Below are 19,528 nucleotides of genomic sequence, written 5' to 3'. Positions count from 1 at the left end.
GTCAGGGTCGGACAGGCCCTAGACCGCCGAGGCGCGGCGGGCGCGGTGCAGGAAGTCCGCCACGCGGGCCCGGTCCGGTTCGGCGGGCAGCGGGCTGGTGGAGAGGGCCGCCTCGGCCTCCTCGGCGAGGCGGGCCATCCAGGCGTCGGTCTCGTCCCAGCCGAGCTCGCCCCGCTTGACCGCGAGGAACCGCTCGCGGTCGGCGCCCGCGTCGATCGTCAGGCGGCCGGTGCGCAGCAGGTCGCGGCAGGAGGCCAGCAGGCGCAGCAGGTGCATGGCGTGCTTCCACCGCGGGGCGCCGTGGACGCGGACGTCCGCGAGGAGCTTGCGGTGCTGGGAGACGGCGTACCGGGTGAAGGTGGTGTGGGCCCGGCGGGAGAGGAAGGCCCCGCGCAGGGACAGCAGTTCCTCGCCGGCCGGGGTGAGCCGCTCCACCAGCGGGGAGTGCAGGCACTCGAGGATGTTGGGGTTGGCGCGCAGGGCCAGCTCGCAGAACCGCTCCAGCTCCCAGGAGAACTCCTCCTCCCGGGGCCCCTCGACATGGGTCGGGGGCTTCTCGAACCGCCAGAAGAGCGGCGTGGGGGCGAGGTAGACACCGCGCCGGTCGGTGTCGCTCGCCTCCGTGGCCAGTCCGAAGGCGCGGGAGCCCATCACGCAGGCGTAGATCGTGTGGTCCCGGACCAGGGTGAGGTCGTCCATCCCGGGAGGGTAGGCGGGGCGGCGCCCGCTAGGCGAGCGAGATTTCCCCCTCCGGGGACACGGTGATCTTCTTCTCCGCGAGCGGCTTGACCGCCGGCCCGTGGGCGACGGCCCCGTCGGCGACCTTGAACTTGCTGCCGTGGCAGGGGCAGTCGATCGTGCCGTTCTCCACCTTGTCCACCAGGCAGCCCTGGTGCGGGCATACGGCCGTGAAGCAGCGGAAGGAGCCGGCCGTCGGCTGCGTGACCACCACCTTCTGCTCCTTGAGGACGGTGCCGCCGCCGACCGGCACCGCGGAGGACTTCACCAGCGGCTCCGCCGAGGCCCCCGGGGACGTGCCCGTCTGCGGGGCGGAGGCGGTGCCGGAGCCGGTGTCGGGCTTCTCCGTGTCGGACCCGCAGGCGGCGAGGGTGCCGCCCGCCAGGACGGCGGCTCCGGCCGCCAGTACGGTGCGCCGGGCGGTGTTCGGGTCGGTCATGCGGGGCTCCTTGCTGGGTGGCCGGGACGGCGAAGTGCATCCTGGCGTGCGGCGGGCCCCAGGAGAAGACCGCCACACCGTCCGTCTCACTCCGGCTGCCAGGGGACCAGGTCCGCCGGGCCGCGGGGAGTGCGTACGACTTCCCACACGCGGAACACGGCGTCGCGGTTCAACGGCCCGTGGACGTGGGGGTACGGGTCCCCGGGCCCCGTCCGGCGGACCTCCGCCCCGAGGGCCGCCTCGTCGAGCTCCACGGCGAGCAGGACACCGGGCACCCCGCGGTAGTGGGAGTCCGCGATGGCGAGCACGGTGGTCCGGTCCGCCGAACAGTGCACGAAGCCCTCGGAGGCGAGCGAGCCGGGGGCGTACGGGGACCCGGGAGCGGCACTCCAGTCGACGAGCGGAACGATGTGGAAGATCATGCCCGTGGTTCTACCGCACCGTGCCGGACCGAGGTGCGCCAGGTGGCGGTACGTGGCGATCTGGGTGACATTGTCCGTGTCTCGAAGCCGGGCCCGCAGCCCACGCGCGTGCGCCCGGTCCCCCTTCGAAAGGCAACAGGATCATGGCGGGCAATGACCTCGGCGGACTCCTCGGCGGCGGCCAGGGCGGCAGCGGCGGCGCGGCGGCCGGCGGCGGGGGCAACATCCTCGGCGCGCTGCTCGGCGCCCTGATGGGCGGCGGCGGTGCCGGAGGCGCCCAGGCCGGAGGGGCGAACAACCCCCTCGGCGGGCTGCTGGACATGCTGACCAAGTCCGGTCTCGCCGACCAGGCGCAGTCCTGGATCGGCACCGGCGAGAACCAGCCCGTCAGCGGCGCCCAGATCAAGGAGGCGCTGCCGGACGACGCCCTCCGGCAGGCGGCCCGGCAGGCGGGCGTCAGCCCCGACGAGGCCGCCGACCAGCTGGCGCAGGCCCTCCCGCAGGCCGTCGACAAGCTGACCCCGGGCGGCCGGGTGCCCGCCGAGTCGCTGGAGGACATCATCCGCAAGCAGAACCTCTGACCACCGGCGAGATCGTCCGCGAGGGCCCGGCACCGTCCACAGGGCGGACCGCCGGGTCCTTTCGCGGTGACGAGTGGCTACCCTGAGTCAGGCCCGGCCCGCCGTTACGTGATCACCCTTGGAGCGCCCCGTGAGAACCGCCGTCGTCATCGGAACCGGACTGATCGGCACCTCCGCGGCGCTCGCCCTGACCGCCCGGGGCATCAGCGTCCACCTCGTCGACCACGACCCGGCGCAGGCCCGCACGGCCGCCGCCCTGGGCGCCGGCACCGACGACGCCCCCGAGGGCCAGGTGGACCTCGCGATCGTCGCCGTACCGCCGGCCCACGTGGCCGCCGCGCTGGCCGACGCGATCGGACGCGGACTGGCCCGGGCCTACGTGGACGTGGCCAGCGTCAAGGGCGGACCGCGCCGGGAACTCACCGCGCTGGGTGCCGACACCTCCGCCTACATCGGCACCCACCCCATGGCCGGCAAGGAGCGCTCCGGCCCGCTGGCCGCCACGGCGGACCTCTTCGAGGGCCGGCCCTGGGTGCTGACCCCGACCCGGGAGACCGACCACGAGGTCCTCAACCTCGCCCTGGAGCTCGTCGCGCTGTGCCGGGCCGTCCCCGTGGTGATGGACGCCGACGCCCACGACCGGGCGGTGGCTCTGGTCTCGCACACCCCCCAGCTGGTGTCCAGCATGGTCGCCGCCCGCCTGGAGGAGGCCGACGAGACGGCCGTCCGGCTGTGCGGGCAGGGCATCCGCGACGTGACCCGCATCGCGGCCTCCGACCCCCGCATGTGGGTGGAGATCCTCTCGGCCAATCCGGGGCCGGTGGCCGACGTCCTGGCGGGCATCGCCGCCGACCTGGCGGAGACCGTGGAGGCGCTGCGCGGCCTCCAGTCCGCCGACGAGGCCGAGCGCAAGGGCGGCGCCGCCGGCATCGAGGACGTCCTCAAGCGGGGCAACGCCGGCCGGGTCCGCGTCCCCGGCAAGCACGGCGCGGCGCCCATGGCGTACGAGACGGTAGGGGTGTTCATCAGCGACAAGCCCGGCGAGCTGGCACGGATCTTCGCGGACGCCGGCCGCGCCGGGGTCAACATCGAGGACGTCCGGATCGAACACGCGACCGGCCAGCAGGCCGGTCTGGTGCAGCTCATGGTGGAACCCCGGGCGGTCGCCGCCCTGACCGCCGAGCTCCGCGAGCGGGGCTGGGCGCTGCGGCAGCAGTAGTCCGGGTGCGGCGCCGTCGCCGGGGGCCCCGACCCGGGGCCCCCGCGCCCCGGACGCCAGCGGGGCGGGCAGGGCCGGGAACGGCGGGCGCCCGGGGCCGGTAACCTGGTGCGGGGGCGCTATTGGCGCGCCCGCACACGTACGCGCAACCAGGAAGGTGCCCGCACCGTGGAAACCGCCGCTCCGTCCGCCGTGATCGTCGCCATCGACGGTCCCTCCGGCACGGGCAAGTCCAGCACCTCCAAGGCCGTGGCCGCCAAGCTCGGGCTGCGATACCTGGACACCGGTGCCCAGTACCGGGCCATCACCTGGTGGATGATCACCAACGGCGTCGACACCGACGACCCGCAGGCCATCGCCCTCGCCGCCGGCAAGCCGGCCATCGTCTCCGGCACGGACCCGGCCGCCCCCACCATCACGGTGGACGGCCTGGACGCCGCCGGCCCGATCCGCACCCAGGAGGTCACCTCCAAGGTCAGCGCCGTCAGCGCCGTCCCCGAGGTGCGCACCCTGATCACCGACCTCCAGCGCTCCATCGCCGCCCAGGCGGCCGAGGAGGCCGACGGGATCGTCGTCGAGGGCCGGGACATCGGCACCACCGTCCTGCCCGACGCCGACCTCAAGATCTTCCTGACGGCCTCGGCCGAGGCCCGCGCCGCCCGCCGCAGCGGTGAGCTGCGCGGCAAGGAGGCCGCCGACCTCGCCGCCACCAGGGAAGCCCTGATCAAGCGGGACGCCGCCGACTCCGGCCGCAAGACCTCCCCGCTCGCCAAGGCCGGCGACGCCGTCGAAGTCGACACCACCGAGCTCACCCTCGACCAGGTGATCGAATGCGTCGTGACCCTGGTGGAAGAGCGGCGGGGCAAGTGAGCGGTACGCCCTCCCCCAAGGGCGCGGCGGTCGGCAGGCGCATCGGCATCGGCCTCATGTACGGGCTGTGGAAGCCGCGCGTGCTGGGAGCCTGGAAGGTACCCGCCTCCGGCCCTGTCATCCTGGCCGTGAACCACGCGCACAACATCGACGGACCCATGGTCATGGGCACCGCGCCGAGGCCGCTGCACTTCCTGATCAAGAAGGAGGCGTACGTCGGCCCGCTCGGCCCCTTCCTGGAGGGGATCGGGCAGGTGAAGGTGGACCGGGCCGGCACCGACCGGACCGCGATCACCCGCGCCCTCGGCGTGCTGGAGAACGGCGGCGCCCTGGGGATATTCCCCGAGGGCACCCGGGGCGAGGGGGACTTCGCGTCCCTGCGCGCCGGGCTCGCCTACTTCGCCGTCCGCAGCGGCGCCCCGGTCGTCCCCGTCGCCGTCCTGGGCAGCACCGAGGCCAAGGGCAGGCTCGTCAAGGGCCTGCCGCCGCTGCGCAGCCGGGTCGACGTGGTCTTCGGCTCCGCCTTCGACGCCGGGGACGGCACGGGCCGTCGTACGCGCACCGCGCTGGACGAGGCCACCGCACGCATCCAGGGACGGCTGTCCGCCCACCTGGCCGACGCCAAGCGCCTCACCGGGCGCTGAGCGAGACTTGACCTAGTAGTGGAACCGCGCTGCGCGGGTGCCACCGATCACCACGAACGACGAGGAACGGACTTCATGAACGACCAGCACGACCACGGAGCACTTGGCGACGCCGAGTACGCGGAGTTCATGGAGCTCGCCGCGGAGGAAGGCTTCGACCTCGAAGAGGTCGAGGGCGCGATCGAGGAGGCCGGCCACGGCCCGCTCCCCGTCCTCGCCGTCGTCGGCCGCCCGAACGTGGGCAAGTCGACCCTGGTGAACCGCATCATCGGCCGCCGCGAGGCCGTCGTCGAGGACAAGCCGGGCGTCACCCGCGACCGCGTCACGTACGAGGCCGAGTGGGCCGGCCGCCGCTTCAAGGTCGTCGACACCGGCGGCTGGGAGCAGGACGTCCTCGGCATCGACGCCTCCGTCGCCGCCCAGGCCGAGTACGCCATCGAGGCCGCCGACGCGGTCGTCTTCGTCGTGGACGCCAAGGTCGGCGCCACCGACACCGACGAGGCCGTCGTCAAGCTGCTGCGCCGCTCCGGCAAGCCCGTCGTGCTCTGCGCCAACAAGGTCGACGGCCAGAGCGGCGAGGCCGACGCGGCCTCCCTGTGGTCCCTCGGCCTCGGCCAGCCGCACCCGGTCTCCTCGCTGCACGGCCGCGGCACGGGCGACATGCTCGACGCCGTCCTGGAGGCCCTGCCGGAGGCCCCCGAGCAGACCTTCGGCGGCACGCCCCTCGGCGGACCGCGCCGCATCGCCCTGATCGGCCGCCCGAACGTCGGCAAGTCCTCCCTGCTGAACAAGGTCGCCCGCGAGGACCGCGTCGTCGTCAACGAGCTGGCCGGCACCACCCGCGACCCGGTCGACGAGCTGATCGAGCTCGGCGGCGTCACCTGGAAGTTCGTGGACACCGCGGGCATCCGCAAGAAGGTCCACCTCCAGCAGGGCGCCGACTACTACGCCTCGCTGCGCACGGCCGCCGCCGTGGAGAAGGCGGAGGTGGCGGTCATCCTGATCGACACCACCGAGAACATCAGCGTCCAGGACCAGCGCATCATCACCATGGCCGTCGAGGCCGGCCGCGCGATCGTCATCGCCTACAACAAGTGGGACGAGCTGGACGAGGAGCGCCGCTACTACCTCGAGCGCGAGATCGAGACCGAGATGCAGCAGGTCGCGTGGGCGCCCCGCGTCAACGTCTCCGCGAAGACCGGCCGCCACATGGAGAAGCTGGTCCCGGCGATCGAGGCGGCCCTCGCGGGCTGGGAGACGCGAGTCCCCACCGGCCGGCTGAACGCCTTCCTCGGCGAGATCGTCGCGGCCCACCCGCACCCGATCCGCGGCGGCAAGCAGCCCCGCATCCTGTTCGGTACCCAGGCGGGCAGCAAGCCGCCGCGGTTCGTCCTCTTCGCCTCCGGCTTCCTGGAGCACGGCTACCGGCGCTTCATCGAGCGCCGCCTGCGCGAGGAGTTCGGCTTCGAGGGCACCCCGCTGCACATCTCGGTGCGGGTGCGCGAGAAGCGCGGCGCGCAGTACAAGAAGAAGAAGTAGCGGCGGTCCGGGGTCAGTAGCCCCGGCGCGGAGCGGGCGGCAGGGCCGCCGGGATGTGCTGCATCCCGGTCTGGTGCTGCCGCCCGCCGCCGTATCCGGAGCCGCCGCCCGCGTACGAGTACACCGGCTGGGCCACCTGCTGCGGGACGTACGAGGGCTGCCAGCCGTCGGCCTGCTGCCACGAGGAGGAACCGTTCCAGCCGGTGCCCCCGCCGCTGCCGTACGAGCCGCCCGTGCCGCCGCCGTACGAGGTGCCGGTGTACCCGCTGCCGTACGAGAACGCGGTGAAGCCGAGGTCCTCCTCGCCCGTACGGTCGCCCGGCAGCGCCCGGAAGGCGCGCAGGTACTCCGAGTACAGGCTGTCGTAGATCGGGGTGTGCGAGGCGCTGCTCGCACGGAACGGGGCGCGGGAGGGGTCGTATGAATGCACGTATCAGCCAACGAAACCGCCGCCCTGCGGATGCGGGGTGACGGGGCGGAAAACGCAGATCGCCGGGGGTGCGCGGGACGGACCGCGCACCCCCGGCGCATGCCGTCCGGACCCCTCGGCAGGGGGCGGACGGCCGTTCCGGCGGGGAGGAGTGGGGCTCAGGCGCCCGGCGTGCCGGCCAGGGGCATCGAGGCGCCGACCAGCTTGCCGTTGCTCGCGGCCTTGTCCAGGGCGTCGCGGAGCAGGTCCTCGCGCGGCTGCTGGCCGATGGAGCCGACGGGGGCGGCGTAGATGAGCACGCGCTGCGTCTTGTTGACGGCGGCCCGCCAGCCGTCGGTGACGCCCAGCGCCTGGTGGGCCTGCCACCAGGCCACCTGGGGCCCGCCGTCGGCGCCGGGCTGGAGCACGGCGTGCAGCTGCCCGGCGGCCAGCAGGACCGACCAGCCGGGGAGGGCGGAGGGGACCTCGTTGGTGTCGGTGACCGGGATGAAGCCCTGCTCGATGAGGAGGGGGAGGAAGTCGTCGCCGGGGCCGGCGGTGCCGGGGCGGGCGATCGGCGCGGTCGGCTCGACGACCAGCGCGGGGTGCAGCTCCCCGGCGATCAGGACGAGACCGCTGGTGATGCCGAGGACGGCCTGGCCGCCGGGGACCGACTGCGGGGACTCGCCGCCGGCCTGCTCCGCGGCGGGGGCCGGGCTGTCGCCCGTGATGCTGCGCACCGCGCCCTGGAGCTGCTCCTCGGACACCTGGACGACCTGGGAGGGGATGCAGGCGGTGTGGGCGAAGGCGAGGACGGCGGTCTCCTCGCCCACGAACAGCACGGTGCTCGTGGGGTCGGTCTCGGGGTCGCCGGGGGTGCGGCAGGAGGTGCAGTCGTAACTGCCCGGGGCGTCGTCGCCGGTGAGCAGCCTGTCGGCTTCTTCGTCACCGATCTCGGCACGTACCTCAAGACTGACGTCGAGCATGCGCGGCACGGGGTGGCTCCTCATTCGTGCGGAGGCCGGGGGGTTCCCGGCTCGCCGGGATCAACGGCGCAGCGGCGGCCGGGGTCACGCCGTTTGAGGGAACGGAATCGAACCGGCCACCCGTAAGAGTGAACCGTCCGACCGCGACTTCTGCTTCGTGCCAACTGTTGTCTCTTCGTGTGCAGTTGGAGCCGCCTTTCGAACGTCTCGGGGTGTTCGGGGCGTCGGCCGGGCGTCGGCCGTCCGGGTGGGGCGCGGGGGAGCGCCGCGTGGCGGGGCCTGAGGGGGCAGGGGGCTCCGTAGCGTGACCCGATGCCCGATCTGTGTACGCGGCGGGTGGCGCCCACCGCTGTGGCCGCGGCGGTCGCCGCGCTGGTGCTCGTCCTCCCGTCGGGTGCCGGCGCGGCCGCCGCACCGCCACCGCCGGCTCCGGGCCCCGCGGGGGCCGCGCACCCGGGCTCGCCGGGCGTCATCGGGACGGGGCCGGGGGACTGCGGGCCCGGCGGGGAGTGGCCGTGGGACTGCGTGGCGGACTGCGAGAGCAGCGGGCGGTGGGCGGTGAACACGGGCAACGGGTTCTACGGGGGCCTGCAGTTCTGGCAGCCGGCCTGGGAGGAGTACGGGGGGCTGGTGTACGCGGCACGGGCGGACCTGGCCAGCCGTGACCAGCAGATCCGGGTCGCGGAGGAGCTGTTGGCGGTGCAGGGGTGGGAGGCGTGGCCGGTGTGCGCCAAGCGGTACGGGCTGGCGGGGCGGATGCACGTGGTGCGGGCGGGGGACACGCTGGAGGGCATCGCGCGCCGCCGCCGGGTCCCTGGCGGGTGGCGCCCCCTCCACGAAGCCAACCGCCGCTTGATCGGCCCGGACCCCTCCCGCCTGACCCCGGGCCTCCTCCTCACCCTCCCCCCACCGCCCCCACCCCCGGCGGCCCCGAAGCCGACCCCTGCGGGCCCGGGCACTTCGAAGCCGACTCCTGCGGGCTCGGGCACTTCGAAGCCGACGCCTGCGGTTCCCGCCGCCCCGAAGCCGACCCCTGCGGGCCCGGGCGTCCCGCCGCCGAGCGTGGTGCCCCTGGCCCCTGCGGGCGCCGCCGCTCCGGCTCCGACCCCGGCGGCGTCGGGCCGTGCCCCGATGCGCTGAGGCCGTCCGCCGTCTGCGGCGGGTGTGCCGCTGCGCGGGGCCGTCCCCTACCCGCCCTTCGCCCGTTCGCCGGGCTGTGCCCGGACCCCCTGGGGGCTCCGCCCCCAGACCCTCCCCCAGCTACCGCTGGGAGGTGCCCCCAGCGCCTCAAACGCCGGCGGGGCTGCATTTGCCGGCCGGGGCTGGGAACCCAGCCCCGCCGGCGATTGAGGCGACGGGCGCGCAGCGCCCGTGCGGGGTCAGGGGCGGAGCCCCTGGGAACGGTGGAAGGGCGGGTAGGGGACGGCCCCGCGCAGCGGCACACCCGCCGCAGACGACCCAGCGGCACCAGCCACGCCTACCGACCCCGCCCCACCGTCCGACGGACGGAGTCCGGCGCGGCGGGCCCGAAGCCCGGGAGGCGCCCCGGCGCTGAGCGGTGCGAGGACCGCGTCAAGGAGGGGACGGACGGAGTCCGGCGCGGCGGGCCCGAAGCCCGGGAGGCGCCCCGGCGCTGGGCGGTGCGAGGACCGCGTCAAGGAGGGGCGGCGCCTCAGGGCACACTGGGCGGCGTGCTTGAGACCTCCGCGCGACTGCTGCGCCTGCTGTCACTCCTGCAGGCCCACCGGGAATGGACCGGCGCCGACCTCGCCGCACGGCTCGGGGTGACGCCCCGGACCGTGCGGCGGGACGTCGACCGGCTCCGGGAGCTGGGGTACCCCGTGAACGCCAGCCCCGGCACCGGCGGCGGGTACCAGCTCGGGGCGGGGGCGGAGCTGCCGCCGTTGCTGCTGGACGACGACGAGGCCGTCGCGGTCGCCGTCGGGCTGCGCACGGCCGCCGGCAACGGCGTCGAGGGGATCGGGGAGGCTTCCGTACGGGCCCTGGCCAAGCTGGAGCAGGTGCTGCCGTCGCGGCTGCGGCGACGGGTCTCGGCGCTCAACGAGTTCACCGTGCCCATGCTGCGCGGGCCGGGCCGCGACACCGTCGACCCGGCCGTGCTCACCGACCTCGCGGCCGTGTGCCGGGACGGCGAGCGGCTCCGGTTCGGGTACCGGGACCACGGCGGCAGCGTCAGCCGCCGTACCGTCGAGCCGCACCGGCTGGTGTGCTCCGAGCGGCGCTGGTACCTCGTCGCCTGGGACCTCGACCGGGAGGACTGGCGGACCTTCCGCGCGGACCGGATCGAGCCCCGCCCGCCGCACGGCCCGCGCTTCGTCCCGCGCCAGGGGCCCGCCGAGGACCTCGCCGCGTACGTCTCCCAGGGCGTGTCGCACCGCGCGTACGCGACCAGGGCGGTGGTGCGGCTCCGCGTCCCGGCCGAGGAGGCGGCGCGGATCATCGGGCCCTCCGACGGGGTGCTGGAGCCGGTCGACGCGGAGAGCTGCCTGCTGCGCACCGGGGCGGTGAGCCTCGACGTCCTGGTGATTCACGTCATGCTGATCGGCTGTGAGTTCGAGGTGGTGGAGCCCCCCGAGCTGACGGACCGGATCCGTGGTCTGCGGGACCTTCTGGGGCGGGCCGTGGAAGCCCCGCGGGAGTAAGTCCGCGGCGGGGAATTCGGGTTCCCCGGCGGAATTCGAAAGGGCCCCGGTAAAGGCGGGATTACCGGCGGCATCCGTCGACAACCCGTGACACAAGCGTGACCCGGTACGGAGGAACATCCGCTCAGCGGGCTGACGTGTCCGGACATATGAACGCCGACGGCGGGCCGGTCCGATGGACCGGCCCGCCGATTTCGCGGTGCGGGGTGGGGCTGTGCGTACCGGCCCCGCGGTGGGGTCAGCCCCCGGTGGCCGGGCGGGCCGAGGCCCCCCGGGCGGAGGTCCGCTCGGTGTGTGCCGGGCGGCGGCTGCCGCCCGGGGTGAGCGGAGTGCGCTCGGAGCGGATGACGTGCTGCCGGGAGACCTGGTGCGCGTGCGCGGCGGGGCGCAGCGCGGGGGAGTGCCCGGCGGGGGCCTGGGAGGCGGCGGCGGGTGCGGCGGCTCCCTCCTCGGCGGCGGCGGGGGTGCGTCCGGGCTGCCACTTCCCGCCCGCGGAGAGCAGCGGGGTGAGCGCGGCGGCGACCGGTCCGGAGAGCCGGCCGTCCTCCAGCCGGCGGCGCCACTGCTCGCGCAGTCCGAAGACGTAGGCCTCGGTGCGGCCGATGAGCGGCTCGAACCAGGGCAGCGCCAGCATGATGAGGAGTCCGGCGGTCCAGCCGAGGAGCACGTCGCTCACCCAGTGGGTGCCGAGGTAGACGGTGGTGGCTCCGACACTCAGCGAGAGGACGCCGGAGAGGATGGACAGCACCCGCCGGGTGACGGTGGTGGAGGCCAGGTAGGCCAGGATCCCCCAGGTCACGACGGCGTTGGCGGTGTGGCCGGAAGGGAATATATCGCCGCCGGCGAAGAGCTCGGCGGAGCCGATCTGGGTGGCGTAGTGCGGGCCGAGCCGGCCCAGGCCGAGCTTGACCGAGCCCACGGTGATGTTCAGCAGCAGCAGCGCCACGCCGAGTGCGATCAGCGGGCGGAGGGTGTGCTGGCGCCAGGAGCGCCAGCCGAGCCAGGCCGCGACCATCACCGCGGTGGGTCCGCGCTGGCCGAGTACGACGAGGTAGTCGAGGAAGGCGTGTACCTGCGGCCACTGCTCGTAGGGCCGGAAGAACATGATCTGCCAGTCCAGGCGGACGAGCCAGGAGGTCGTCAGCACGGCCACGACGATCACCAGGTAGAAGGCGAGGGTCGCGGAGAGGAGCACGACGCGGTGCCGGCTCATCTGCGGGGTTTGCAGATGAGCCGGTCGCTCTGGTTCCCGGTCGAGCCGGGCGAACACCGGCTCCAGACGGGCAAGCATTTGGTCAGTACGCACTCAATCGACGTTACCGCGCGTCGAAGCGCACCCCGGGCGAATCGCGCGCTTTGTGATGACCATGTGATGTGGAGTGCGTCTCATGGGGGACTTAATTCCCCTTGTTCCGGCACTTGTTGGAACTTTCCGGATTCAACTCCGGGAGTACTGCCCCCGCAATTATCGGCATACTTACACGGTATTTATCGCCGCAGCTCAATTCCTTTGCACAACCATGGATTGGAATGATCCATTCCGTGATCACGCCCGCGGGCCGCCCCCCCGCCGGCGCCCACCGGCCTACGGCGGCCCCGAACCGTTCAGCCAGAACGCCCCGTACACCGCCGAGACCAGCGCCAACGCACCCAGTACGGCCGCCGCCCGCCCGGTCCGCCACCGCGCCAGGGCCACCGCCAGGGGCAGCATCAGCGGGAACGCCGGCAGCAGCAGCCGGGGCTTGGAGCCGAAGTACCCGGACGCGCACAGCGCCAGCGCGACCACGATCCCGCAGTACACCAGCAGCGCGGCCGGCTGCCGGTCGCGCACGCACAGCCGGTACAGCCACAGCACCAGCAGCACCCCGGCGATCAGCCCCACCCCGGCGGGGAACGCGGGGGAGGCCAGCCGCGCCCCGATGAACCGGGCGAAGGCCCAGCCGCCGTCGAAGCCGTTGCCCCAGCCCGCCTGCACGTCCAGGTAGCCCGTCAGCCCGCCGCCGGTCCGGGCCCCCACCCACAGCGCGTACGCCGCCGCCCCCAGCGGGGCCAGCAGCACCCCGGCCGCCATCGGCCACGAACGCTCCCCGCGCCGCCAGGCCAGGGCCGCCGCCACCCACACCGCCGCGACCACCGCCGCCCCGACCGGCCGGGTCAGCCCCGCCCCCGCCGCGAGCAGGCCCGCCACGGCCCACCGCCCGCGCAGCACCGCGTACAGCGCCCAGGCGGCCAGGGCCGTGAACAGGGACTCGCTGTACGCCATGGACTGCACGACCCCCACCGGCAGCGCCGCCCACAGCGCCACCGCGAGCACCCCGGCGCGCCGCCCGTGGAGCAGGTCGGCGACGGCGAAGACCCCCCAGGCGGCGGCGAGCCCCGCCACCAGCGAGACCACCAGGCCGGCCGAGCCGTACGAGAGCCCCGTGGGCGCCGCCACCAGTCGCTCCAGCCACGGCAGCAGCGGGAAGAAGGCCAGGTTGGAATGGACGGCCCCGCTCGGCAGGACCACCTCGTACCCGTACCCCTCGGCGGCGATCCGCGCGTACCAGAGGGAATCCCAGCGGGCCGAGAGCAGGGTGTGCGGGCTGCTGCCGGCCGCCGCGCACCACAGAGCGAGCACCGCCAGCCCCAGGAGCCGCACCGCGGCGAAGGCCGCGAGAGCGGGCGCGGCACGGCGCGGTCCGGGGTACTTCGCGGGGGCGTCGTCAACGGGCAGAGTTGTCACGGGGACGAGTATCGGCGCCGCGACCGGCGAAAACGGAATCGTGGCCACGGAGTGTGAGCCGGTGTGCGCGCGGGGGGAGGCGGAACGGGGCGAGTGGCGCACACCACACGGGGGCCGCTGCCGTGATGAGAGCTTGGCCACGTGTGGGCTACGCGAACTCGCGTACGCTGACCCTTCACTCGCGTGTCGATGCCGGACCCCGTAGGACGCCGCACAGCGCACCACCCCGCGGCGACCCACGACGCTGTCCGCCGAGTGCGAGGGACCACCTGGGAGGTACATGCATGTCGGGGACGAACACGGCCGGCGACAGGAAGCCCTCCCTCCGGCAGCGGGTCGCCGCCGCCTCCGGCGGGGCCAACCGCTGGGTGGTGCTGGCGGTCCTGTGCGTCAGCCTCGTGCTCGTCGCGCTCGACGCGACGATCCTGCACGTGGCCGTCCCCTCCGTCACCGAGGACCTGCGGCCCGGCTCCCAGGAGCTGCTGTGGATCGTCGACGCCTACCCGCTGGTCTGCGCCGCGCTCCTGATCCTCTTCGGCACCCTCGGCGACCGCGTCGGCCGCCGCCGGATCCTGCTCCTCGGCTACACCCTCTTCGGCGTCGCCTCCGCCGTCGCCGCCCTCGCCGACAACGCCCAGGTCCTGATCGCCGCCCGCGCCCTGCTCGGCATCGGCGGGGCGATGATCATGCCGGCCACCCTGTCGATCCTGCGCCAGGTCTTCCCCGACCGGCGGGAGCGGGCCCTGGCCATCGGCATCTGGACCGCCGTCGCCGCGATCGGCGCGGCCAGCGGCCCCGTCCTCGGCGGGTTCCTCGTCCAGCACTTCTGGTGGGGCTCGGTCTTCCTCATCAACATCCCGCTGATGGCCCTGATCCTCCCGCTCGGCCGCTGGCTGCTGCCCGAATCGAGGGGCGCGGCCGACGGGCCCTGGGACGTGCTCGGCGCGCTGATGGCCGCCGTCGGCGTCCTCGGTGCGGTGCTCGGCATCAAGCGGATCGGCGCGGAACGACAGCTCACCGACCCCGGGGCGCTGGTCCCGCTGCTGCTCGGCGTGCTCCTGCTGGTCCTCTTCGTACGCCGCCAGAAGCGGCACGAGCACCCGCTGATCGACATGCGGATGTTCTCCCGGGCCGCCTTCTCCACCTCCGTCGGCTGCATCGTGCTCGCCATGCTGGCCCTGGTCGGTCTGGAGCTCCTCGCCGTCCAGTACCTCCAGCTCGTGCTGGAGCTGAGCCCGCTGGAGACCGGCCTGCGGCTGCTGCCGCTCACCTTCGCCGCCATGGCCGCGGGCGCCACCGGCTCCTACACCCTCCAGCGGGTCGGCCCGCGCACCATGGTCTCGCTGGGCTTCGTGCTCACCGCCGGCGCGGTGCTGCTGCTGACGCTGATGGGCCAGCACGACCGGCCCGTCCTGCTGACCGCCGGTTTCATTCTGCTCGGCTTCGGGCTCCAGACCACCCTCTTCGCCGCGTACGAGTCCATGCTGAGCGAGGCCCCGGCGGACACCGCCGGCGGCGCCGCCTCCATAGGCGAGACCTCCTACCAGCTCGGCGCGGGCATGGGCATCGCCCTGCTCGGCAGCGTGATGAACGCCGCCTACCGGCCCGGCCTGCTGGACGTCCCCGGCGTCCCCGCCGAGGAGTCGGCGGGCGCCGCGAACTCCCTCGGCGAGGCCTACCAGATCGCCGCCCACCTCGGCGGCCCGGCGGGGCAGTCCCTCTACGCGGCCGCCCGGAACTCCTTCGTGCACGGGCTGCACGTCACCCTCGTCGTGAGCGCCTGCCTGCTGCTCGCGGGCGCCGTGATGGCGCTGAAGCTGCCGCGCACCATGGAGAACGCCGAGCCGGCCGAGTGCGGCGAGACCGCCGTGGAGGCCGTCGCCGTCGCCGAGACCGGGGCCGCCGTACGCCTGCCCGCGCAGCCGGCGGGCCCGTCCCGGCCGTCCTCCGGCACGCGGATCCCGGCTCCGGCACAGCCCGAGCGCGATCCCGCGGTCGGCGGCAGGCCCGGCCGCCAGGGCTGATCCACCCCCCCGCCGAAGACGGGGGTGGACCCGGGGCCGGGTCGGCGACAAACTTGCACCGCTAGGTTTCGCCCCACGTGGCCGCCGGGAGGCCCCTTTGTCCGCGCCGAAGACCCCGTTCGCCCCCACCGACCCGCTCGGACTCGACGAGCTGCTCGGCCCCGAGGACCTCGCCGTCCGCGACACCGTCCGCTCCTGGGCCGCCGACCGGGTCCTGCCGCACATCGCCCAGTGGTACGAGGACGGCGAGCTCCCGCAGATCCGCGAGCTGGCCCGCGAGCTCGGCTCCATCGGCGCGCTCGGCATGTCCCTGACCGGCTACGGCTGCGCCGGCGCGAGCGCCGTCCAGTACGGCCTGGCCTGCCTGGAGCTGGAGGCCGCGGACTCCGGGATCCGCTCGCTGGTCTCCGTACAGGGCTCCCTCGCCATGTACGCGATCTGGAAGTACGGCTCCGAGGAGCAGAAGCAGCGGTGGCTGCCCGGCATGGCGGCCGGCGAGCTGATCGGCTGCTTCGCGCTGACCGAGCCGGACGTCGGCTCCGACCCGGCCGCGATGCGCACGTACGCCAAGCGCGACGGCTCCGACTGGGTGCTGAACGGCCGCAAGATGTGGATCACCAACGGCTCGGTGGCCGCCGTGGCCGTGGTCTGGGCCCAGACGGACGAGGGGATCCGCGGCTTCGCCGTCCCCACCGACAGCACCGGCTTCTCGGCCCCGGAGATCAAGCACAAGTGGTCCCTGCGCGCGTCGGTGACGAGCGAGCTGGTACTGGACGACGTACGACTGCCCGCGGACGCGGTGCTTCCGGAGGTCACGGGGCTCAAGGGTCCGCTGGGCTGCCTGAGCCACGCGCGGTACGGGATCATCTGGGGCTCGATGGGCGCGGCGCGCGCCAGCTTCGAGGCGGCGCTCGACTACGCGAAGACGCGGGAGCAGTTCGGGCGGCCGATCGGCGGCTTCCAGCTCACCCAGGCCAAGCTCTCGGACATGGCGCTGGAACTCCACAAGGGCATCCTGCTCGCCCACCACCTGGGCCGGCGGATGGACGCGGGCACCCTGCGGCCGGAGCAGATCAGCTTCGGCAAGCTCAACAACGTCCGCGAGGCCATCGACATCTGCCGCACCGCGCGGACCATCCTCGGGGCCAACGGGATCTCCCTGGAGTACCCCGTCATGCGGCACGCCACCAACCTGGAGTCGGTGCTCACCTACGAGGGCACCGTCGAGATGCACCAGCTGGTCCTGGGCAAGGCGCTCACCGGGCTCGACGCCTTCCGGTAACCGGTGAGGGCCTTGTTCAGCTCTGGTTGAAGAAGTCGCGGGAGCGGCCGCCCGCCTCACCGCTGACGATCTGGGTGTCGGCCGGGGTCAGGAGGAAGACCCTGGTCGCCACCCGCTCGATCGACCCGCGCAGCCCGAAGGTCAGGCCGGCCGCGAAGTCGACCACGCGCTTGGCATCGGTCGGGTCCATCGACGACAGGTTCACGATGACCGGGACGCCCTCGCGGAACAGCTCGCCGATGCCGCGCGCGTCGCGGAAGCCGTCGGGGGTCACGGTCGCGATGCGGCGGCCGCGCTCGACCGCGGAATCCGAGGCCACCTTCACCCGGGGGTCGGTGACCCACTGGTCGCCGGGGCCGGAGACCGAGCCCTGCTGGCGCTCCACCGCCTCCGCGTAGTCGTCGTCGTAGTACCGCTCGTCGTCGCTGTCCTCTACGAGACCCAACCACGCACTCGCCTTGCGTACCGAACCCATGGACGCCTCCTTTCACCGTGGCCAGTCTGTCTTCTTCTCCGCTGCCCCTATGGTCGTCCATGATGCTGACAACGCGCCAAGTGGATAGCCGCCGCGCAGATGTTTCGTGACGGGACTGGTGCAGAACATCCGTTGCACGGACGAGGTTCGCGGACGCTACCGCTGCTGACTGAGTGAAAATACGACCGCCGCCGCCGTCCGGGTGAGGCACTGGGGCGTACGAGTGATCCGCCTGGCTGGATACGATGCCCCGAAAACTTGCGTATGACACACGGGGGAAAGCGGTTGTTCGGCATCGTCAGACCTTGCGCGCACCGGCTCGGCGAGCGCTTCAAGACGGAGTGGATGGCCCATCTCTGCGGCCTCTGCCTGGCACTTCGCGGTGACCACGGCCAGTTCGCCAGGATCGTCACCAATTACGACGGGCTGCTCGTCTCCGTCCTGACGGAGGCTCAGGCCGGTCCGCTGCCCGGCGCCCGGCGCACCGCCGGGCCCTGCCCGCTGCGCGGCATGCGCACCGCGCCCGTGGCCAACGGCGAGGGCGCCCGGCTCGCCGCCGCCGTCTCGCTCGTGCTGGCCTCGGCGAAGGTACGGGACCACGTGGCCGACCGGGACGGCCTGTTGGCCCGCGCCCCGATCGCCGCCGCCGCGCGCAGGGTGGCCCGGGGCTGGGACCGGGCCGGTGCCCGCACCGGCGCCTCGCTCGGCTTCGACACGGCGGTGCTCGTGGACGCCGTGGACCGCCAGGGCGGCATCGAGAGCCTGGCCGGCGCCGGCACGCCCGTGCTGGTGGTCACCGAGCCGACGGAGACCGCGACCGCGGCCGCCTTCGCGCATACCGCGATCCTGGCGGGGCGTCCAGGCAACGGCCCGGCCCTCGCCGAGGCCGGCCGGTACTTCGGGCGGCTCGCGCACCTGCTGGACGCCGTCGAGGACCGGGGCGCCGACGCCCTGGCGGGCGCCTGGAACCCGCTCACGGCCACCGGCACCTCCCTCACCGAGGCCCGCCGGCTGTGCGACGACGCGCTGCACGGGATACGGCTGGCCCTGCGCGAGGTGGAGTTCGCCGACGCGGGGCTCGCCCACCGGCTGCTGGTGCACGAGCTGCGCACCTCGGTGGACCGGGCGTTCGGGACCTCCTCGTGCGGGCACACCGCCGCGAACTCGGCCGGCCAGGGCTACGGGCAGCCCCCGCAGGGCTACGGGCAGCAGGGGTACGGGCAGCCCCCGCAGGGTTACGCGGCCGGGTACGGCCAGGGCGGCCCGTACGGCGGCGGCCAGGCCAACCCGTACGCCCCCGGCGGGCCCGGGACGCCGCCGCCGATGGGCCCGGGCGGCCCCGGCGGCGGTGGCGGTGGCGGCGGCGGCTTCGGCGGGCTCCCGCCGCAGAAGCCGCGCCGCGGACTGATCCACGGCTGCGCGGTGGCCATCGGCCTCTTCTGCACCTGCCAGATCTGCTGCACGGACTACGAGGGCCCCTGGTCCCGCCAGAAGCGCGACGCCTGGTGCGACGACTGCGGCGACGGGTGCGACTGCTGCAACTGTGACGGCTGCTGCTGCGACGGCTGCGACGGATGCGGCTGCGACTGCTGATACGACGTCACTTCCCCCCAGGTCCGGACGGGTTACCGGAAGGTTCCCGCCCGGCCCGCGGGGGAAGGGCTGAGCGGCATGAGCGACGACGTGGAGGCCAAGGCCTGGCGGGAGTGGCACGAGCACCGCACGGCCACGGTCTCCGCCCCCTACGGACCCCTCGCCCTGACGGGCACCTTCTGGATCGACGATTTCCCGGAAGGTCGAATTCCGGCCGTTCCGGGGCGCTGGCGCGCCCACGACGGCGGAGTCGTGCTGAGCGCCCGCGCCGAGGACGGCGTCGAGCTCGACGGGCGGCCCCTCATAGGGGAGGCCGCCCTCGCCGCGGACGAGGGCCGGCCCGCGCACTCCCGGCTCGCGGCCGGGGAGGTGCGGCTCGTGGTGATCCGACGCGAGGGGCAGTGGGCGGTCCGCGCCTACGACCCCGCCGCCCCGGCCCGGCGCGCCTTCGCCGGCATCGAGGCCACCCCGTACGACCCCGCCCTCGCCCTGCCGGGGCACTTCCGCCCGTACCCCGAGCGGCGGACCGTCCAGGTCGGCAACGCCGACGGGCGCGCCCGCGGCCTCGGCCTCGGCGGCGAGCTGGCCTTCGTCCGCGAAGGCGTCCCGTACACCCTCCAGGTGGCCGTGGACGAGGACGACGGCAGCCTCTGGGCCGTCTTCGCGGACGCCACCAGCGGCCGCTCCAGCTACCGCTTCCGCTTCCTGCACCCCGGCACCCCCGACCCGGACGGCTCGATCGCGGTGGACCTCAACCGGGCCCAACTCCCGCCCTGTGCCTTCGCCGACCACTTCGTCTGCCCGTTCCCGCCGCCCGGGAACACCCTGCCCTTCGAGGTCGCCGCCGGGGAGCGACGGCTGAAAGGCGCCCTTGCCGCCGGTAACTGACGCCAGGACACTCCCGTTCAGCGTCACCCGG

General features: G+C 74.1%; 19 protein-coding genes. 11 read left to right on the top strand and 8 right to left on the bottom strand.

The genetic code is table 11. From position 1 onward, the window contains the following. Positions 1-18 precede the first annotated feature (18 nt). The 3 genes from ACZ518_RS34685 to ACZ518_RS34675 form a co-directional block, all read right to left on the bottom strand. Entirely contained in the window at positions 19-699 is a 681-nt protein-coding gene (locus ACZ518_RS34685) for a nucleotidyltransferase domain-containing protein (RefSeq protein ID WP_469117002.1), read from the bottom strand. Positions 700-727: 28 nt separating this feature from the next. Beyond that, a complete protein-coding gene (locus ACZ518_RS34680) occupies positions 728-1,177 on the bottom strand; it encodes a Rieske (2Fe-2S) protein (RefSeq protein WP_469117001.1) in 450 nt (149 codons plus the stop codon). Positions 1,178-1,263: 86 nt separating this feature from the next. After that, complete coding sequence (locus ACZ518_RS34675; protein WP_469117000.1) at positions 1,264-1,599, bottom strand: DUF952 domain-containing protein; 336 nt, start codon at positions 1,597-1,599, stop codon at positions 1,264-1,266. A gap of 143 nt (positions 1,600-1,742) precedes the next feature. On the opposite strand from ACZ518_RS34675, the gene ACZ518_RS34670 reads away from it, so the two are divergent. From ACZ518_RS34670 to der, 5 genes are all read left to right on the top strand, one after another. Continuing rightward, positions 1,743-2,180: a YidB family protein gene (locus ACZ518_RS34670; protein WP_469116999.1), complete on the top strand. Its 438-nt coding sequence runs from the start codon at positions 1,743-1,745 to the stop codon at positions 2,178-2,180. Between the two features lie 130 nt (positions 2,181-2,310). Further along, positions 2,311-3,399, top strand: coding sequence for a prephenate dehydrogenase (locus ACZ518_RS34665; protein ID WP_469116998.1), 1,089 nt, complete (start codon positions 2,311-2,313; stop codon positions 3,397-3,399). A 168-nt stretch (positions 3,400-3,567) separates the two neighbouring features. Beyond that, complete coding sequence (cmk, locus tag ACZ518_RS34660) at positions 3,568-4,269, top strand: (d)CMP kinase (RefSeq protein ID WP_469116997.1); 702 nt, start codon at positions 3,568-3,570, stop codon at positions 4,267-4,269. Beyond that, the gene (locus ACZ518_RS34655) at positions 4,230-4,913 is read left to right on the top strand and encodes a lysophospholipid acyltransferase family protein (protein WP_469116996.1); all 684 of its coding nucleotides are present in this window, start codon (positions 4,230-4,232) and stop codon (positions 4,911-4,913) included. The genes cmk and ACZ518_RS34655 overlap by 40 nt, the downstream gene beginning before the upstream one ends. Before the next feature lie 75 nt (positions 4,914-4,988). Further along, entirely contained in the window at positions 4,989-6,452 is a 1,464-nt protein-coding gene (gene der, locus ACZ518_RS34650) for a ribosome biogenesis GTPase Der (protein ID WP_469116995.1), read from the top strand. A 13-nt stretch (positions 6,453-6,465) separates the two neighbouring features. Here der and ACZ518_RS34645 read toward each other — a convergent pair whose 3' ends face one another. Beyond that, complete coding sequence (locus ACZ518_RS34645; protein ID WP_469116994.1) at positions 6,466-6,882, bottom strand: hypothetical protein; 417 nt, start codon at positions 6,880-6,882, stop codon at positions 6,466-6,468. A 158-nt stretch (positions 6,883-7,040) separates the two neighbouring features. Further along, entirely contained in the window at positions 7,041-7,856 is an 816-nt protein-coding gene (locus ACZ518_RS34640; RefSeq protein ID WP_469116993.1) for a hypothetical protein, read from the bottom strand. 303 nt (positions 7,857-8,159) lie between these two features. On the opposite strand from ACZ518_RS34640, the gene ACZ518_RS34635 reads away from it, so the two are divergent. Next, complete coding sequence (locus ACZ518_RS34635) at positions 8,160-8,987, top strand: LysM peptidoglycan-binding domain-containing protein (RefSeq protein ID WP_469116992.1); 828 nt, start codon at positions 8,160-8,162, stop codon at positions 8,985-8,987. 551 nt (positions 8,988-9,538) lie between these two features. Then, the gene (locus ACZ518_RS34630; RefSeq protein ID WP_469116991.1) at positions 9,539-10,510 is read left to right on the top strand and encodes a helix-turn-helix transcriptional regulator; all 972 of its coding nucleotides are present in this window, start codon (positions 9,539-9,541) and stop codon (positions 10,508-10,510) included. Between the two features lie 238 nt (positions 10,511-10,748). On the opposite strand, the gene ACZ518_RS34625 is transcribed toward ACZ518_RS34630, so the two are convergent. Then, on the bottom strand, positions 10,749-11,816 hold the full coding sequence (locus ACZ518_RS34625; protein ID WP_469116990.1) for a phosphatase PAP2 family protein: 1,068 nt from the start codon (positions 11,814-11,816) through the stop codon (positions 10,749-10,751). Between the two features lie 279 nt (positions 11,817-12,095). Next, complete coding sequence (locus ACZ518_RS34620; RefSeq protein WP_469117035.1) at positions 12,096-13,226, bottom strand: hypothetical protein; 1,131 nt, start codon at positions 13,224-13,226, stop codon at positions 12,096-12,098. Between the two features lie 293 nt (positions 13,227-13,519). Here ACZ518_RS34620 and ACZ518_RS34615 point away from each other — a divergent pair, with 293 nt between their 5' ends. Beyond that, positions 13,520-15,259 (top strand): MFS transporter, encoded by a 1,740-nt coding sequence (locus tag ACZ518_RS34615; protein WP_469116989.1) that lies wholly within the window; start codon positions 13,520-13,522, stop codon positions 15,257-15,259. A 97-nt stretch (positions 15,260-15,356) separates the two neighbouring features. Next, complete coding sequence (locus ACZ518_RS34610; RefSeq protein ID WP_469116988.1) at positions 15,357-16,541, top strand: acyl-CoA dehydrogenase family protein; 1,185 nt, start codon at positions 15,357-15,359, stop codon at positions 16,539-16,541. A gap of 16 nt (positions 16,542-16,557) precedes the next feature. Here the strand turns inward: ACZ518_RS34610 and ACZ518_RS34605 are convergent, their stop codons facing one another. Continuing rightward, complete coding sequence (locus tag ACZ518_RS34605) at positions 16,558-17,016, bottom strand: cell division protein SepF (protein WP_007263282.1); 459 nt, start codon at positions 17,014-17,016, stop codon at positions 16,558-16,560. A gap of 285 nt (positions 17,017-17,301) precedes the next feature. Here ACZ518_RS34605 and ACZ518_RS34600 point away from each other — a divergent pair, with 285 nt between their 5' ends. Next, a complete protein-coding gene (locus tag ACZ518_RS34600; protein ID WP_469117034.1) occupies positions 17,302-18,609 on the top strand; it encodes a DUF5685 family protein in 1,308 nt (435 codons plus the stop codon). A 78-nt stretch (positions 18,610-18,687) separates the two neighbouring features. Beyond that, positions 18,688-19,497, top strand: coding sequence for a DUF1684 domain-containing protein (locus tag ACZ518_RS34595; RefSeq protein WP_469116987.1), 810 nt, complete (start codon positions 18,688-18,690; stop codon positions 19,495-19,497). The last annotated feature ends 31 nt before the right edge of the window (positions 19,498-19,528 follow it).

Source organism: Streptomyces sp. NPDC033966 (assembly GCF_055575955.1).
Note: the sequence above shows the minus strand (reverse complement) of the source record. Positions and strands in the feature narration are given on the sequence as shown.